15 protein-coding genes and 2 pseudogenes are annotated in these 16,529 nt (G+C 35.2%); 12 read left to right on the forward strand and 5 right to left on the reverse strand.

Annotation, left to right across the window (positions count from 1 at the left end; translation table 11 throughout):
• The first annotated feature begins 191 nt into the window (after window positions 1-191).
• The 5 genes from ACVYAD_RS11030 (at window position 192) to ACVYAD_RS11050 (ending at window position 4,943) form a co-directional block, all read left to right on the forward strand.
• Complete coding sequence (locus ACVYAD_RS11030) at window positions 192-1,370, forward strand: M20 metallopeptidase family protein (RefSeq protein ID WP_476426447.1); 1,179 nt, start codon at window positions 192-194, stop codon at window positions 1,368-1,370.
• Between the two features lie 61 nt (window positions 1,371-1,431).
• The gene (locus tag ACVYAD_RS11035; protein WP_476426449.1) at window positions 1,432-2,466 is read left to right on the forward strand and encodes a methionine ABC transporter ATP-binding protein; all 1,035 of its coding nucleotides are present in this window, start codon (window positions 1,432-1,434) and stop codon (window positions 2,464-2,466) included.
• Window positions 2,463-3,116, forward strand: coding sequence for a methionine ABC transporter permease (locus ACVYAD_RS11040; protein WP_349658421.1), 654 nt, complete (start codon window positions 2,463-2,465; stop codon window positions 3,114-3,116). Before ACVYAD_RS11035 ends, ACVYAD_RS11040 begins: the two co-directional genes overlap by 4 nt.
• A gap of 18 nt (window positions 3,117-3,134) precedes the next feature.
• Complete coding sequence (locus tag ACVYAD_RS11045) at window positions 3,135-3,962, forward strand: MetQ/NlpA family ABC transporter substrate-binding protein (RefSeq protein ID WP_476426451.1); 828 nt, start codon at window positions 3,135-3,137, stop codon at window positions 3,960-3,962.
• 258 nt (window positions 3,963-4,220) lie between these two features.
• The gene (locus ACVYAD_RS11050) at window positions 4,221-4,943 is read left to right on the forward strand and encodes an SDR family NAD(P)-dependent oxidoreductase (protein ID WP_476426453.1); all 723 of its coding nucleotides are present in this window, start codon (window positions 4,221-4,223) and stop codon (window positions 4,941-4,943) included.
• Window positions 4,944-5,130: 187 nt separating this feature from the next.
• Here the strand turns inward: ACVYAD_RS11050 and ACVYAD_RS11055 are convergent, their stop codons facing one another.
• Entirely contained in the window at window positions 5,131-5,868 is a 738-nt protein-coding gene (locus tag ACVYAD_RS11055) for a helix-turn-helix domain-containing protein (RefSeq protein WP_476426455.1), read from the reverse strand.
• Window positions 5,869-6,106: 238 nt separating this feature from the next.
• Between ACVYAD_RS11055 and ACVYAD_RS11060 the strand changes: the two genes are divergently transcribed.
• Window positions 6,107-7,201, forward strand: coding sequence for a DUF418 domain-containing protein (locus ACVYAD_RS11060; protein ID WP_476426457.1), 1,095 nt, complete (start codon window positions 6,107-6,109; stop codon window positions 7,199-7,201).
• 85 nt (window positions 7,202-7,286) lie between these two features.
• On the opposite strand, the gene ACVYAD_RS11065 is transcribed toward ACVYAD_RS11060, so the two are convergent.
• The 3 genes and pseudogenes from ACVYAD_RS11065 to ACVYAD_RS11075 form a co-directional block, all read right to left on the reverse strand.
• Entirely contained in the window at window positions 7,287-7,790 is a 504-nt protein-coding gene (locus ACVYAD_RS11065) for a GrpB family protein (RefSeq protein WP_476426590.1), read from the reverse strand.
• 225 nt (window positions 7,791-8,015) lie between these two features.
• Window positions 8,016-9,104 (reverse strand): helix-turn-helix transcriptional regulator, encoded by a 1,089-nt coding sequence (locus tag ACVYAD_RS11070; protein ID WP_476426591.1) that lies wholly within the window; start codon window positions 9,102-9,104, stop codon window positions 8,016-8,018.
• Window positions 9,105-9,309: 205 nt separating this feature from the next.
• A pseudogene (locus tag ACVYAD_RS11075) lies at window positions 9,310-10,064 on the reverse strand (nucleotide disphospho-sugar-binding domain-containing protein).
• Between ACVYAD_RS11075 and ACVYAD_RS11080 the strand changes: the two are divergent.
• Window positions 10,041-10,424 (forward strand): annotated as a pseudogene (locus tag ACVYAD_RS11080) (IS1595 family transposase); the annotation flags it as partial. The pseudogenes ACVYAD_RS11075 and ACVYAD_RS11080 overlap by 24 nt on opposite strands.
• A 169-nt stretch (window positions 10,425-10,593) precedes the next feature.
• Window positions 10,594-11,127 carry a hypothetical protein gene (locus ACVYAD_RS11085; RefSeq protein ID WP_476426459.1) on the forward strand — a complete coding sequence of 178 codons (534 nt, stop codon included), beginning with the start codon at window positions 10,594-10,596 and terminating at the stop codon, window positions 11,125-11,127.
• A gap of 602 nt (window positions 11,128-11,729) precedes the next feature.
• Here ACVYAD_RS11085 and ACVYAD_RS11090 read toward each other — a convergent pair.
• Entirely contained in the window at window positions 11,730-12,743 is a 1,014-nt protein-coding gene (locus ACVYAD_RS11090) for an alpha/beta fold hydrolase (RefSeq protein ID WP_476426461.1), read from the reverse strand.
• Between the two features lie 133 nt (window positions 12,744-12,876).
• Between ACVYAD_RS11090 and ACVYAD_RS11095 the strand changes: the two genes are divergently transcribed.
• The 4 genes from ACVYAD_RS11095 to ACVYAD_RS11110 all read left to right on the forward strand — a co-directional run bounded on the left by ACVYAD_RS11095 (window position 12,877) and on the right by ACVYAD_RS11110 (window position 16,491).
• Window positions 12,877-13,761 (forward strand): LysR family transcriptional regulator, encoded by an 885-nt coding sequence (locus ACVYAD_RS11095; RefSeq protein ID WP_476426463.1) that lies wholly within the window; start codon window positions 12,877-12,879, stop codon window positions 13,759-13,761.
• Between the two features lie 202 nt (window positions 13,762-13,963).
• Window positions 13,964-14,707, forward strand: a complete 744-nt coding sequence (locus ACVYAD_RS11100; protein ID WP_476426465.1) for a GNAT family N-acetyltransferase — start codon at window positions 13,964-13,966, stop codon at window positions 14,705-14,707.
• Window positions 14,708-14,815: 108 nt separating this feature from the next.
• Window positions 14,816-15,610 carry a MerR family transcriptional regulator gene (locus ACVYAD_RS11105; RefSeq protein WP_476426592.1) on the forward strand — a complete coding sequence of 265 codons (795 nt, stop codon included), beginning with the start codon at window positions 14,816-14,818 and terminating at the stop codon, window positions 15,608-15,610.
• Window positions 15,611-15,888: 278 nt separating this feature from the next.
• A complete protein-coding gene (locus ACVYAD_RS11110; protein ID WP_476426467.1) occupies window positions 15,889-16,491 on the forward strand; it encodes an NDxxF motif lipoprotein in 603 nt (200 codons plus the stop codon).
• The last annotated feature ends 38 nt before the right edge of the window (window positions 16,492-16,529 follow it).

Here is a 16,529-nt window from a genome sequence, read left to right on the forward strand (position 1 = left end):
CTTATCCCTATCAAATAGACAGACTTTTGCAGCCATCTGGTCTCGAGATTCAATCGAGGTGGATGGTTGTTTTATTTTGGAATGGATGACAATTAAATAAAACATAGTTGACTTATTGGTTTTATATGTTTAAAATCGTATTAATTGTTCGAATATATCGAATGATTAATCAATACGAGGAGGGTTAAGAATTGACTATTGAAATACTATCAAAAGAGTTGAGCCGCTTATTTGAAGAAATAGTAGAAAATCGTCGTTATTTACATCAAAACCCAGAGCTTTCTTTTCAAGAAGAAAAAACATCCCGCTTTATCGCGGATACATTAAAAAGCTATGGAATCTCTGTGCAAGAAAATGTTGGTGATAAAGGTGTAGTTGGAATTGTTCAAGGAAGTGAATATGGAAAAACGATTGCATTTCGCGCAGATTTTGATGCATTACCTATCGAGGATCAAAAAGAAGTTACATATAAATCCACAGTGCCTGGCGTTATGCATGCCTGTGGTCACGATGGACATACGGCTGCTTTACTCGCGGTGGCAAAAGTTCTTCAAAAACATAGGGACAGTATTCATGGAACAGCTAAATTTATTTTCCAACCAGCAGAAGAAAAACCACCAGGTGGGGCGAAGTTTATGATTGAAGAAGGGGTTTTAGATGGAGTGGATTATGTATTTGGTGCACATTTGGCGACAGACCTTCCAGTTGGCAAGCTGTCAACTGCTTCAGGTGCAACAATGGCCTCAGTTGATGCTTTTACGATTCAAATTTTCGGTAAAGGCGGGCATGGAGCTCGACCTCATGAAACGAAAGACTCCATTATTGCCGCAACACAACTAGTTCAACACCTACAACAAATCGTTAGTCGTCGTATTAACCCAACAGAAGCTGCCGTTGTCACAGTAGGAAGTATACATGCTGGAAATGCCTTCAATGTAATTGCAGATTCAGCTGTTTTAGAAGGAACCGTTCGTGCATTAAATAAAGATGTTCGTGCTCAGATAGAAAAGGAAATCCGAGCAATTCTAGAAGGGTTAAAGATTACAAATTATATAGATTTTGAATTAGATTACTTACATGGTTACCCAGTACTAGTTAATCCGGTGGAAGAAGCTAAAATTGTGGAGCAATTCATTAAAGAACAGTTTGGAGATAGTGCTTTTATTCAAAAAGAACCGGTGTTAGGAGCGGAAGACTTTGCTTACTATTTACAAGAAAAACCCGGAAATTTCTTTTATGTAGGCGCTCATAATGAGGAACCAAATACACAATATCCTCACCATCATCCAAAATTTGATTTTGATGAACGAGCACTACTCAATACAGGGGAAATATTCTTGAAAATAGCTAATCATTTCTTGATTGATTAAAAATGAAAATCAATAGAATGGAGCGCATATTCTCTGTTTAGTGGCAAATTAATCTGGAGGAATGAATACCATGATTGTCTTTAAACATATCGTAAAAGAATTTTATCAAAAGAAAAAGAAAGTAGTCGCTTTAAATGATGTTTCTCTAGAAGTTCAAAAAGGTGATATATATGGAATTATTGGCTATAGTGGAGCGGGTAAAAGTACATTAATTCGGATGGTAAATGGCTTAGAAAATCCGACTTCTGGACAAATCATCGTAGACGGAAAGGATATTCAAATATTAAGTCCAAATGAGAAAATTTTAAATAAGAAAAAAATTAGTATGATTTTTCAACATTTTAATTTACTTGAGTCTAAAAATGTTTTTGACAATGTCGCTTTGCCATTAAAACTCCGTAATGAAAGTAAAGAAGCAATTGAAAGAAAAGTGAAAGAAATGCTTTCCTTTGTAGGGTTAGAAGATAAAGATAAAAACTATCCGAACCAGCTTTCTGGAGGTCAGAAGCAACGTGTTGGGATAGCGCGTGCGCTGGTTACAAATCCTGAAATTTTATTATGCGATGAGGCAACTTCTGCACTCGATCCTAAAACGACAAAATCAATTTTAAAATTGTTAAAACGAGTCAATGAACAGTTTAATATAACGATTTTATTAATTACACATGAGATGGAAGTGATTCGTGACCTTTGTAATAAAGTAGCTGTGATCGAAAATGGTCAATTAATAGAATCAGGAAATGTTATTCAAGTATTCGGTCAACCGAAAGAACAAACTACTAAAGATTTTGTAGAAACGGTTATTCCTAATAAAATTCCAAAAGACTTATTGGACTTTTATCAAAAAAATCAACAGTCGTATACTTTATTACGGTTAAAGTTTTTAGGAGAAAATACGGCTAGCTCGTTATTATATCAACTAAATAAACGTTTCAATCATGTAGAAAGCAATATTGTCTTTGCCAATGTTACAGAACTAGAGGGAACTACTTTAGGCATCTTTACTATCGCATTTTCTGCAAATGAGTCAATCATTCAAGAAATTAAAGCATTTATTAAAGAGTTTAATGTCATTGTAGAGGATGTGAAAATATGAATCGGATTTCCCCGGATATAATTTGGCAGGCTATGACCGAAACTGTTTATATGGTTTCTGTTTCGTTATTAATTGGAACGTTATTAGGGCTACCACTTGCACTGTTTTTAGTACTCACAAGGCCAAATGGTATTAAAGAAAATAAAATTGTTTATTTCATTTTAAATTCAATCATTAATATTATTCGTTCGTTACCGTTTATTATTTTGCTCGTAGCGATCGTTCCGTTCACACGTTTAATCGTCGGAAAAACATATGGTACGGAGGCAGCGATCGTTCCGCTTATTATTTACATTGCTCCATTTATTGCACGATTAGTGGAAACATCTCTATTAGAAGTGAATCCTGGAATTATCGAATTAGCAAAATCTTTCGGCGCGAAGCCTTTACAAATTGTACGACATTTTTTAATTCCTGAGGCACTTGCTTCTATTATATTAACGTTAACAACCGCAACAATTGGATTGATTGGAGCAACGGCGATGGCTGGTACAGTTGGGGGCGGTGGAATAGGTAATTTAGCCATATCACACGGTTATCAACGCTTTAATACATTTGTCATTATTTTAACTGTCGTTATTCTAATTATTATTGTGCAACTTATCCAAACGCTAGGCAGTTATTTAGCGAAAAAAATTAGACATCAATAAAAAAGGGGTCTTACGTTTATGAAAAAATATATTTCAGCATTTCTTATAGTATCGCTTGCTATTTTTTTAGTAGCCTGCGGGAATTCAGATTCTGACTCAAGCTCATCAGATGAGAAGAAAACAATTAAAGTTGGTACTTCACCAGGACCTTATAGTGAATTATTTTTAAAAGCCGTAAAGCCGATTCTTGAAGATGAAGGATATAAAGTGGAAGACACGGAATTTACAGATTTACGACAAGCGGATGTTGCTTTAGCGGATGGTGGTATTGATTTAAACGTGGACCAACATACAGCTTACATGAACAATTTCAATAAGGAAAGTGGCTCAACTCTTGTTGCTGTAACAGCTGTGCCAACAGTTCCAGCTGCTTTATTCCCTGGTATAAAGAAATCAGTAGATGAGGTTAAAAAAGGCGACGTAATTGGTATTCCTCAAGATCCATCAAATGCAGCACGTGCATATGCAATTTTACAAAAAGCAGGTTGGATTAAAATTAAAGACGGTGTAGATCCAATTCAAGCAACAGCAGAGGATATCGTTGAAAATAAATATGAGTTAGAAATTAAAGAAATGGAATCGGCTCAAATCCCACGTACATTAGAAGACTTGGACTATGGTGTAATCCCAGGAAGTATCGTGTATTCTTCAGGAATTGATGCAAAAATTGCATTATTGCAAGAAGATGTTGTGAAAAATTACGAGTTAGTGGCAGTAGTGGATGAAAAAAATAAAGATACCGATTGGGCAAAAGCTGTAAAAGACGCCTATAATTCTCCAGAGTTTAAAAAATACATGGATGAAAATAATCAAGATAACTATTGGTTCATCCCTAAAAATGATTAATCCTAGTGAAATCTGTATTTATTGCTAGAAGGTCTCTAGGGGTAAATGATTTTGAATAACAAAAATGGATTTGTTCATCGTTTCTTTTATTGTATTGAAGGAATCTATTTTGATTGATTATTGTCAAAATGGATTCTTTTTTTGTATGTTAAAATAAACGATTTTTTGATACCTTAATATTTCCATAAATCACATTAGTTGTTACTAGTTTTTGTATTAACTATACTTACGTTGTAGTTATATAGAAAGGGTGATTGGATGAGTAAGAACTTTATTATATTTGGAGCGAGCCAAGGATTAGGTGATGCATTTGTAAAGGGGTTACCAACAAAAGGGGATACAGTATGGATGGTTTCTCGAACACGACCAAGTAGTTTAGATATAAATGATGGGGTAAATCGGAAATGGCTCCCTATTGATTTATCTAGTCAACAACATATTCCTGCTTTAAAGGAAAGTTTGCAAGGCGTTGCTATTGATGTTTGTATTTATAATGTTGGAGTATGGGAAAAGCGTGGTTTTGAAGATGACTATACGTTTGATAATGATGAGATTGGGGATATTGCAAACTTAATTAATATTAATTTAACTTCCACGATTACATATATTCAGGCGCTATTACCTAATTTAAGACAGGCCGAAAGTGGAAAAATAATTTTAATAGGATCGACAGCAGGTTTAGATCATACGAATAATGCGCAAGTTTCGTTTGTGACATCTAAATTTGGCTTGCGAGGTATTACAAATGCTTTACGCGAGCATGTGAGAAAAGATAAGATCGCTGTAACGTGTATTAATCCAGGAGAACTGGCTGCTGAAGTACCTTTTGAAGAAGGGGCTGAAAAAGCAATTAAATTGTACGAAGGTACACGTATTCCTGTACAAGATATTGTAGCCATTGTCCAATGTGTGATTAATTTATCACCAGTTTCATGTGTGAAAGAGATAAATATTCCTGCTATTACAGATATGAATGTATAATTCAGTATAAAAAACGGCTCACATGTTGAACGATTGTGTTCAATATGTGAGCCGTTATCATTATGAATGATGGAGCCCGTAAAGTTGTTTAGTACGAGCAAAATTCCTTGTCTACTGCAATAACAGCTTTCGAAATCCTTGGCTCCGGATGAACAGATATAACATTTTCTAGCGTGTAGTTACTATTCTAATAAATTTTACCTTCATCTTTTTCGGGAATCAGAACTTCTAACTCAAGAATATTACTATTAGTAAAAATGCCACTTGAGAGCTCCATTATATAGATAGGGGTACTATTTTTGTCGATAATGGATGCTATTTGTTCCTCAATTTCATCATCTGTTTCACCTACAATAAATATTGAACTATATTTACCTTCATTCATGATGAAATCAGCTTTCCGTTCTGTTTCTGTACATATATGGTATTCCTCTTCTTCAAAAACATAAATAATATCATTATAAAAAAATTGTTTTGATAATTGAAATTTAAACATATCCTTGGCTGATAAAGTTTCATTTGTTTTTAAAGTGATTATTTTTTCTAAATGTTTATTGTTTAAGTATTTTGTTGAATTTACTTTTTGGTTTGTAATATTTACATAATGGTGATCAATTACCTTTTTTATTTTTTGTAGTTTGTTTATTTCATCGGAAACTTCTATTGATTTTTCTTTTAATAACTTCAAATAATCACTTTTTTCATACGAAGTTAAAACCTCTTTAATTTGTGCGATTGAAAGATTTAAGTTTCTCAACATTAATATTTGAGCAAGTTGATAAATTTCCTTCAGCGAATATTTTCGATATCTATTATTATCCGTGTAGGATGGGAATAAGAGCCCTTTTTCTTCGTAATATCGTATTTGATGATGACTGATACCAAATATTTTAGCCAATTGATTTATTGTAATTGTTTCATCCATAATATCCCTCTTCTCTAAATAAATATAAACTCTAGGGCTAGCCTAATGTCAACCAATAAACCTAAGATAAAACCTCTTACAGTTATCAATGAGAATGAAAGAAAGATTAATTCCATGCGATAAACCTAACGTATTTTTTGGGGAAATGAATTGAGTGGTGGACAAACAAAAGTTGGTTTGACATTAGGTCAACCCTATAGTTTAGAGTGATGGTGTATTAACAGAAGGAGGAACAGTTATGACAGAACCGTTACAATCTAAACGGATTGAGGGGCTAGACTTCGCTCGAGCCTTGGCTATGTTTGGGATGCTTATCGTCAATTTTAAAATCATTATGGGAGCGGCAGGGAGAGGGCCAGATTGGCTTTTATGGTTTACTGGACTTTTCGATGGAAGAACGTCTGCCACTTTTGTTACGTTGGCTGGTATCGGAGTTGCCTTGATGACAAGAAAAGCTAGAATTAGCGTTGAGCTTTCTACTATTAAAGAGAATAGGATGAAATTATGGAAACGTTCCGCTTTTCTCTTTATTCTAGGTTTACTTTTATATGTTGCTGATTGGACTGGAGATATTCTCCATTATTATGGTGTTTATATGTTGATGGCATCCTTCCTTATCGTAGCTTCTACAAAAATCATGGTCATCCTATCTAGTCTTTTTTTAATCACCTCGCAAGCCTTACAAGGGACAATGAATTATTTGAAGGGATGGCATCCAGAACAACCGTTTATGGAATATCTTGATTTTTGGACGATCGAAGGTTTTCTAAGAAATCTCTTGTTTAATGGATATCACCCATTATTCCCTTGGCTCTGTTTCTTTTTGCTTGGAATGATCCTTGGCAGACTTGATTTAATGAAGAAAGCTGTAAGAAACAAAATGTTGTTTATTTCTATAATTCTACTAATAACAATAGAGGTACTTTCAAAACTATTAATGCGACTATCGCTATCGGTGTTAGATGTAAAAAGTGCTGAATTTTTGTTTCAAACAGGGCCAATTCCTCCAAATATTTTATATATCTTATCAAATTCCGCATCTTCGATCTTTGTCATTGTCGCTTCTGTTTATATCGTAGAAAGGTTTGCTGGACAATGGTTGATAAAATCACTTATTCAAACAGGCCAATTAACATTAACGCATTATGTAAGCCATGTATTCATCGGTGTGGGTATATTGGCGTTATTCAATAGGTTAGAAAACCAAACGTTAGCATTTTCATTAGTATTTACAATATTATTTTTCGTAGCAAGTATTTTCTTTTCTGTTTTATGGAGCAAAAAATATAAAAGAGGACCGATTGAGTGGGTGATGAGAAAAATGACAGATTAGTAGTGGAAGCAGATTAAAAAGGGAGATTAGAAAGCGTTCCTCTAACGAGCCGGATCGCTTTCTAGCCGCTAAATGAAGATTCAAATTAACGGACAGACCAATGCCATTTAATAGCATCTTTTTCAACACTTTTAATAAAATCGTCTTTCCCATTACAATACCCATCACTATCATTTGGATACTGCTTGGCAAGTTGGCTCTTTATTTCTCCATACTGCCTGCAAACTTCGGGATGCTCTCGGAGATAATCTCTAAATGCTAAATGTCTTTCTATTTCTTCCATGTTGTCATATTGAAAAGCGTGGATTTGGTGTGTACGACGATCGCCACCTTTACGGAAATATCTTCTTCCAGTTATCCTGAATTCGCCCTTAACTTCGTATCCAATCTCTTGAAATCGCTTGGAAAGTGAATCCAATTTATGAATATCATTGACTACTAGTAACATATCTATAATTGGCTTCGCTTTCAGACCTGGAACTGACGTGCTTCCAATATGAAAACTATTCACCAATTCATCTTGAAGGATCGCTCTAATAGAACGTTCCTCTTTTTGATAGTCGCTGCTCCAATTGTGGTTGGTTATAATCTACAACTTTTATATTCCTCATTCAGTACACCCCAGTCTTTGGCTTTGTATTACCTGACAAATTTTATGCATTATTACAGATTGAAAAAATCTAATGCATTGTCAATGATGCTGTTTGAAAATAACTACAAAGTAGATGACTTTTTTTTCATAGTGTAAAAATGAGCGATGAAGAGTTTGGGTTGCAACTCTTCACCACTCTAAAGGGGAGAGGGGTAAGCATGCTCATTCTTTAATTTGCGTTGCTTTAATTAATTCTAAATATTGAGAATCCCCTAAACCATATTGAGGGAAGAGGTGTAGTAGGTTTTGTACAATTTCATCGTGAGGTAGATATTGATGTGTTTGGATATATTTTGTGATGTCGTTGTCGCTTTTCAATAGTTCTAAATATAATTTGATTCCTTGATACATAACAGGCATCAGTTCTACATCTGGCATACAGTGGTCTATTAACACTGCTTCATATAGATTGTAATAGCTACCTAATGTTATGTCAGTTTCTTGCACATCATATGTTTGTTCTCTCACCGCATGATAGTAAATCGTTCCTTTAAATGCTATTTGTTCTAAATACGCTAACATGGTTATTAAGTTCATCTGACAAAACATATCTTCATCAAACCAAAGAACGATACATTGATATTTTTTTGAAAATAAGGTCTTTTCAAGTGGGACAACTGTAATGTCTTCGTAATGCTCAAGTGAGACTTGATGCCCTGCAGCTCGAACCTGTTTGAAGGAGTCGCTAAAAATTGTTTTAACGGTGTCGTGTACACACATCGCCTCATTAAATGGTGCGTAATCGCTTTTTCCCATTAATTGTTGAGAGCTGAATTCTTCATACATCATTTGTCCATTTAAAATATGTAATATTTCATAATCAAAATGTTCATCCACATGTTTTTGTAAATCTTCAATTCTTAATTTTTTTGAAATATCCATATAATAACCCCTCGCTTCATTCATAGTGAGCTTTACATAAGATTGCAATGGTTCAGGACATAAACGAAAGGCGTTGGGGGGAACGCCGAATATTTCCTTGAAAGCTCGGGAAAATGCTTCTTGCGATGAATAGCCATGTTTAATCGCTATTTCAATGATCCTTTCATCTGTTTCACTAAGACTGATTGAAGAAAGGTAGGTTTTTCTAAGGGTCATATAGCGTTTAATGCTTATGCCTGTGATTTGATGAAATTTAAAGGAACAGTAATAAGAAGAATAGCCCATTGCTTCACTTAGTTTCATCAGGGAAAACCCCTCAAACAGATGCTCCTCAATCCAATCAATCATATCCTGAATCATGTTGTTCATCATGCATCACTCCTATAGATAATTATAGTGAAGAATTAAAAGGGGTTTTGATATTCGTTGTGTTTTTTGAATGAGACGAACTAGATTTTACGTAAAGGTTGATGTGATGTAATAGCAAGTGTTTTTTGTGCGAAAGCGAAGCGTCAGCAACAAGTGTTTTTTGTGCGAAAGCGAAGCGTCAGAACACAAAAACTACTTAAATGAATTAACATAATGATTGTTGGAAGCATTCTTTAATGCTTGCAACAGCTTTATGGATGGAATGGGTATTTAACACATAATTGGCAGCTTCACTTAGTGGGATAACGATTAGCAGAACCCCGTTATAGAGAGCTTCATTGGTGCTATTCATGCCGCCATGTGTGATAAATAATTTAGTGTATTGAAGCAAATCTGTTTGTGGTACATAATTTTTCACTATGAGGTTTTCAGGAATTTCTCCTAATGCATCAAGTGGGGTTTGTTCCCCAATCGACATGACAACGGCATGCTCAGTATTCCCGAATGCCTTTAAACATAGATTATAGAAATCAATGGCTTGAATTAAGACCGTACAGAAGGATATATAAATAGGACGTTTTGTGAAAGATGTTCTAATGTTTGATCGAATGATAGTTTGGTTTCCGCAAAAGAAGTACACGAATTGATTGCCGGCAGCTTCAGGATTTTGGCAAGTAAATGCCCACAACCAAGCATAGAATCGTGGATGATGTAATCAAAATGTTCTCCATTCTGTTCAAGTACGCTAGGGATGACGATATCTGCAGTAAGTAAAAGTCCATTGACCCTTTCGAGCAAATGAGTTCTTCCGCCTGAGATAAAGGCTTTAATAAATTTTTGGCCATCAAACGTGCGCACAGTCGCTCCTGTCTTCTCAATACGCTCCCGAAAAGCTTCTATCGTAAAGAACACTACCTCTTCTCCTCGCGAAATGAGCTCCTCGGGGATTATATAGCCCATTCTTCTTTGTTATGCACGGATACCGCTACCAATTATAAAAAATTTGCAGCAGCAAAAAATCTTAAACACGAAACAGTTAATCTTAATCAAAATCAACGAGTAAAAAAAGGGATATTCCATATACAACACGTTAATAACTTCCATCGCCATTTGAAAGGATGGATGGAACGATTTCAGGGCGTTGGTACGTATTATTTGGATAGTTACCTTTACTGGTATCGTTGGCTTGAGTTACATAAAAACTTGGCATTTGAAAATCGGGTAGAGCAAATGCTTATTTCAACTTGTCAAAAATCTAACTATTTCACAATTGAAGTAATAAGAAAAGGAAAAGAGCACCATTTATCAGATGCTTTTTAAGCGGATTCAGTGGTTTACTGTTATTCAATTAGCGAAGCAAAAGAGGTTTTCGTTGAATTAATATGGTTAATTTGATAAAAGTTGGAATTTTTTATTATTTCTCCTTAATATACAATATATAATTTTAATACTACTAGATTTTTTGTAAGTAAAAGTGTGGGGTGGTTAATTGAATTTTATTACTTGGTCAATTATTGCAGCAGAAATTGGTTTTTGGATTGTTATAATACTCGGTCTAACTTTACGTTATGTATATAACTTTAAAAAAATGGGATCGTTCTTTTTACTTCTAACACCCGTGATTGATTTGTTTCTGTTAATCGTAACTGCTATAGATCTATTAAAGGGTGGAAATGCAACTAAGTCTCACGCAATTGCTGCTATCTATTTAGGTGTGTCGATTGCTTTTGGAAAGAGTATCGTTCGTTGGGCTGATGAAAAGTTCTTATACTACATTAAAAAAGAGGGAACAAAACCTGAAAAAAAGACTGGTTTCGCATATGCTCGTAATTCTTTGAAAGGGTCTTTTCAGCATTTATTTGCATATATCATCGGAGCAGGATTTTTATTAATATTGATATACCTAGTAAATGATGCGGACCGTAGCTCTATACTTTTTGATACACTAAAAGTATGGTCTTTAGTACTGGGAATTGATTTTATCATATCTATTGCATATTTCATTTGGCCACGAGGAAAATAGTTATTTTACATAGAAGTAAGTAAAATATTTTAAAAATAATGAATGTTTTTCTTCAACTAATTAGAGCTTTCGTTAAATTTTCGATTCACGAAATATCAAACCGAAAAGACAGATTTATCCTACACATTTTGTAGATTAAATCTGTCTTTTAGTTTTAACAGCAACAATCTTTTGGAAAACAGCCTAAATAAAACACGCGCCAATTTTACCACTCCTTAGATAAAGGTATAGTCAAGATGGTGTAAGAGTAAGAGATACTTTCCCTTATCATTGCTTAACCATGGTAAAACAGAGTGAGATTTTTTAGCAAGTTTGATCGTGTATCTTTTTAGTTGAATAGCCTATGTTTACATTAAAGGGCAGTAATTTATTTGTACCGTAAACGAAGCGTTAGGTACCAGATTCTTACCTTAAAATTTGGCGAAAGCAAAGAAGATAGGTGGGAGATGAACTGCCAGTAAAAGTCCGATTGGTGAAGACTAATAATCAGTGGGGAAGAAGCAAACCCCACACTGATTAAAGTTTTACTTTATTATTGTAAGTGAAAAAATTATGGAGAAGGGCATTATCTACTTCTCTGTTATTAGAATACGTAAAGTTAATCATCCCAACTGCAAAAATTGTTTCAGATAGTTGTCTATCACAAGGGAATCAAGTTCGTTCTGTCCGATTCCAAAGCAATGTCCCCATTTGGATTCGATTAGCTGATATATAGCATTAGGCATATGTTTCACTTCATATGCATTATCCTCAGGAGGGAAGAACAGATCAGTCGATCCTGGCATAACAAGAGCATGAGCAGTGATTTTGTTTAATGCCTGTTCAAAATTTCTGTAGTCTTCGGTGTTAGCGCTAATATCTCCGGTGATTCCAGTACGGAGCATAGCAATCAAATCGTTGGCATCAAAAGAAAGAAACACTTGATCCCAATAGTCTTTCAGATATGCATTTAACGTCGAATATCCCTCTGACTCATAGAGTTGCTCTAAATAATAAGCTTGAGAAAACCCCCAAGGAGCATAGGCGCGTCCCATCGCAGCAAGCCCTACTACAGGCTGATAATCATAGAAGCCTTCCTTCCAATTGGAGTCTGCTTGCAATGCTGCAATAAGCCCCTCAAAAACAACTTGAGCATGTGGTCTAGTTTTTGCTGTTCCGCCAAATGGTGCAATCCGCTCGACCATCTCAGGATAACTAGTTCCCCATTGAAAGGTTTGCAGCGCCCCCAGTGACCAGCCAACGACTAGAGCAATTTTAGAAATACCAAATTTCTTTGTTACGAGCTGATGTTGTAGTCGGACATTGTCATAAATCGTTATGAGCGGAAAATTCGCTCTGTCAAAAGGGGCTGGTGTATTGCTTGGGGAGGAAGATAACCCATTTCCAAACATATTAGGCACAATGATGAAATATTTGTCAGGATCGAGTGCTTTACCGGGGCCAATAAGCCACTCATTATCGGTATGTTGGCCAGCAAACCAGGTAGGATAGACAATTACATTGGACTTTGCAGAATTTAAAGTACCATACGTTTTATAGGCAAGAAAGGCTTGAGGTAGCTTTTGACCTGATTGCAGTATGACATCTCCTAGTGAATAAATTTCGTAATCTTTCATGATTCGAATCTCCTTTGTTATACAAGATTTGGTATTGAAGCTTGATTTTTACTCTACGACACTGCTACCATCAAATCAACGAAACGTTTTTGATTGTAACATTCAATGTTTTTGAACTTAAGAGGTGTTGTCAATGGAAATCCGCCAACTTAAAACATTTTGGACGCTTGCTTCCACATGCAGTTTTAGCCGCACTGCCGAAGTATTGAACTATGTTCCGTCTACTGTAACCATGCAAATCAAGGCTTTAGAGGAAGAATTGGGCGTTAAGCTATTGGATCGCTGGGGCAAGAGTGTTGTATTAACAGATGCAGGCCACCAGTTGTTGCCCTATGCCAATAAAATTTTAAATGATGTTGAGGAGGCTCGGTATGTTTCAAGTCAGAGCGAAGAATTAACTGGTACGGTGATAATCGGTGCAGACGAAGTGCTCTGTACATATCGGTTACCCGCCTTGCTCCGGCTTTTTCGTGAACGATATCCGCACGTTCGTCTTTTATTTAGGCCCTTGTCTAGTGATAATTTGAAACAAAGTTTGAGAGAAGGAAATGTTGATGTGGTCTTTATGCTGGATGAACCTGTCATATCTACAGATCTTCATACAGAGCTTTTATTGGGTGAACCATTTTTTATGGTAGTTTCACCTGACCATCCATTAGCTACACGCTCTACATTAGGCATAGAAGATTTTAATAGAGAGCAAATTTTATTAAGTGAAAAAGGCTGCTCTTATCGAGCTTTCTTCTATCGAACGTTACTGAGAAAGGGTGCCGATAGCTTGACCGAGCTGGAGTTTAATAGTGTAGAAGCCATAAAACAATGCACGATGGTTGGGCTCGGCATTGCCTTACTACCTGAAATGGCGATAAAGGGAGAGTTGGAGCGGGGAGAACTGATTGCTTTACCTTGGGATTTATCGGAAATACGATTCGCTACTCAAATGCTGTGGCATCAAGAAAAATGGATTTCACCATCGATGAGGGCCTTTATCGAATCGGCAAGAAATGTATTAAAATAGAGTCTAGAAAATAGCAAATGAAATATCCTGAATGTACGTTCGCGAACGATTTATTTCTCCGCACCATAGCTAAATCACATATAAGAGGGAAAGGTAGATTTCAGAAGTTCATTTAAAACCCTAAACTAATTTTGAAATCGTGCTCGCTCAATACCGAGATTGGTTTAGGGTAATACTTGAGAAATTGTAGGGGGGTATAAGTATGCATTTATTTTCACCGACGATAACTGACTATTGGAAATCGCAATTTTTAAACGGAGACATTATCTATAACGATGGAAAATTTACGATTACTATCAACTCAGATCTAAGTGAAGATAGTAGACTCATGGTGCTGGAAACGACTGACGGCCGGTTTTGGGCAGTCTTGACGCCTGGGATGGCCGATAAATTAGACCTTTCTAAAGGACGAAAACTGTCTGATCTGGTCTTCCGTCAGAAATTAAAGGAAGCGGGCGTCACACTACATGGTGCAGATTATATTTTCTATTTTTCAGAAGCTGAAAAGACCGTTTTGCTGCAAGAAAGTTTGGAAGGGTCATTGCGCCAATTAACAGAGCAAGATGATGCAGTTTTCTCTGAGTTCGAGTCATCCGCGTCGGAACAAGATTTGGATGATGCTTATGTGGAATTGGATCATTGGGCGGTATACGGTTCTTTTGAGCATAATCGATTAGTTTGTGCTGCTAGCATGTATCCTTGGGAAGAAGATACTCAAATTGCAGACCTCGGCGTACTGACTTTGACATCTTTTAGAGGAAAAGGTCATGCTCGCAAAGTAGTGCGTTCAATTAGTAAGTACGCCTTTGAGCAGGGTTACGAAACACAGTACAGATGCCAACTCGATAACGAGGCTTCAACGTTCCTAGCTAAAACGGCAGGTTTGACGCTGTTTGGAAAGTGGGATGTCATTTCTCCTGAGTGTACTGTCGGAAAGTCTCGGTAGGATAGAATCTATAGAAATTTCCTTGGAGAATAACAGTTGCCTATTTTTCCTTTGATAGGAAAAATAGGTATATCGATTATAGAAATTGTATTGTTAAAGGGTGAGAAAATGTACACAATTGGGCAAGTAGCTAATTTTTTAGGTGTATCTAGAGATACCTTGAAATTTTACGAGGAAAAGGATTTAGTAAAGCCAAAGCAAAATAGTGAGAATGGGTATAGAAAATATAGTCAATTTGATATTTATGACATTACAACAGTAAATTTCTATCGAGAAATTGATATTGAAATTAAAAAAATTCAGGAATTAAGAAAGAGTAAGAGTATCGATGGAATTCAATCATTACTAGAAGAAAAAGAACAAGAGGTTTTACTGGAAATAGAATATAAAAAACTTCTATTGAAAAAGATTCAAATAGTAAAAGAAGATTGTAAGAAAATCAAACAATTTTCAGGAGAATACATAGTTAAGGAAATGAAACCTTTAGCGATAAAGGGGGAAATTGAACATTTTACTGCGTATGAAGAATATGACACTTTAAAAAAGAATGCAGACAACTTAAAAAAAGCAGTTACGCTTACATCTTTAAGAAGAGTCATCCAATTCAACGAAGAAGGTATTATAGAAGATAAGTATATAATTATACGAAAAGTGGAAGACCTAGATGAAGAAATAGAAGGTGAAATTCTATCTCATCCAAAATGTATTTATACAATTATTGAAGATGGAAGATGGTCAACTGGTGGAAAAAGTATTGATCAACCCGTGGAAGCGAATTTAAGAAAGTTTGCAATAGAAGAAGGGTATGAACTATTGGGGCGAGTTTATATAAATCTATTACTGACCACTTATGAAGATGGACTGGAACGGGTATTTTTAGAGATTTATGCACCTATCAAGTGATCATTATTGTTTCACGCTCCTTAGCTAAAGAGGCGTACGTTATTCAACTTAAATTCACGAAGGAAGAGCCATTTATTTATAGGTTCTTCCTTTTTTTTGAATTTAATACTTGAAAACTCAACAGTCATAGTGTACTATTCAACTAGTACACCGTGAAGCGAAGCAAACCCTTTTTAGATTAATTCATTTATAGACGATTCGAGATGTTCGAATAAGGGGGCTAGCAATAATAGCTTTACTATACAAGAAATATTTAATAAATTGAAAAGGAGATTAAGATGAAAAGAATTTTTTTATATTTATTAATGGCATTCTCAATTGTGGTCATGTATGGTTGTTCACAAGATACAATGCCTAAAGAAGAAAGCAAAAAAGAAAGTAAGGAAAATTCAGCTAGCAATGTGCCTGTTAAAATTCCAGACGATCTATTTGTTTCTAATAAAAAGAATGAAACTATTAGTGAAGATGAAATGAAAGCAAGTATAAAAAAGTATATGGATTATAGTCATGTAATCGATGAAGAAATGCAAACAATCGTTTATAAAGATGAGGATGCTACTGAATCAGATTGGGAAAAATTAAAAAAATTAATGGATGAAGGAAAAAAGAATGATGCGAATTTCAAAGATTTTTTAAGTAATAATACTATCCCTGATGATTATAAAGAACCTTCAAAGACAATTTACGAATTTGTATCTTCCATCAGGGAAACTTTAACACAATTTGAAGAGGAGATTGTTGGTGCGGTTGAAAATGGTAGTTTGACAGAAATATCAGATTTTGCTTCAGAGCATTTTTCTAAAGCGAATGGAAGGCAGCAATTAAAAATTGAAAAGTTTTTAGACGAGAAAAATATAAAAACTACATATTTTGATGAATAGAAAGAATATATTTTTTACCCTTCATTGTTTTTGAAGGG

This window comes from Lysinibacillus sp. G1-3 (assembly GCF_056322905.1).

What these genes read in the sequence shown, in the direction of transcription:
- ACVYAD_RS11035 (WP_476426449.1), top strand. Translation starts at nt 1,432, where the DNA reads ATGAATACCATGATTGTCTTTAAACATATCGTAAAAGAATTTTATCAA.
- ACVYAD_RS11040 (WP_349658421.1), top strand. Translation starts at nt 2,463, where the DNA reads ATGAATCGGATTTCCCCGGATATAATTTGGCAGGCTATGACCGAAACT.
- ACVYAD_RS11045 (WP_476426451.1), top strand. Translation starts at nt 3,135, where the DNA reads ATGAAAAAATATATTTCAGCATTTCTTATAGTATCGCTTGCTATTTTT.
- ACVYAD_RS11050 (WP_476426453.1), top strand. Translation starts at nt 4,221, where the DNA reads ATGAGTAAGAACTTTATTATATTTGGAGCGAGCCAAGGATTAGGTGAT.
- ACVYAD_RS11055 (WP_476426455.1), bottom strand. Translation starts at nt 5,868, where the DNA reads ATGGATGAAACAATTACAATAAATCAATTGGCTAAAATATTTGGTATC.
- ACVYAD_RS11060 (WP_476426457.1), top strand. Translation starts at nt 6,107, where the DNA reads ATGACAGAACCGTTACAATCTAAACGGATTGAGGGGCTAGACTTCGCT.
- ACVYAD_RS11070 (WP_476426591.1), bottom strand. Translation starts at nt 9,104, where the DNA reads ATGAACAACATGATTCAGGATATGATTGATTGGATTGAGGAGCATCTG.
- ACVYAD_RS11090 (WP_476426461.1), bottom strand. Translation starts at nt 12,743, where the DNA reads ATGAAAGATTACGAAATTTATTCACTAGGAGATGTCATACTGCAATCA.
- ACVYAD_RS11095 (WP_476426463.1), top strand. Translation starts at nt 12,877, where the DNA reads ATGGAAATCCGCCAACTTAAAACATTTTGGACGCTTGCTTCCACATGC.
- ACVYAD_RS11100 (WP_476426465.1), top strand. Translation starts at nt 13,964, where the DNA reads ATGCATTTATTTTCACCGACGATAACTGACTATTGGAAATCGCAATTT.
- ACVYAD_RS11105 (WP_476426592.1), top strand. Translation starts at nt 14,816, where the DNA reads ATGTACACAATTGGGCAAGTAGCTAATTTTTTAGGTGTATCTAGAGAT.
- ACVYAD_RS11110 (WP_476426467.1), top strand. Translation starts at nt 15,889, where the DNA reads ATGAAAAGAATTTTTTTATATTTATTAATGGCATTCTCAATTGTGGTC.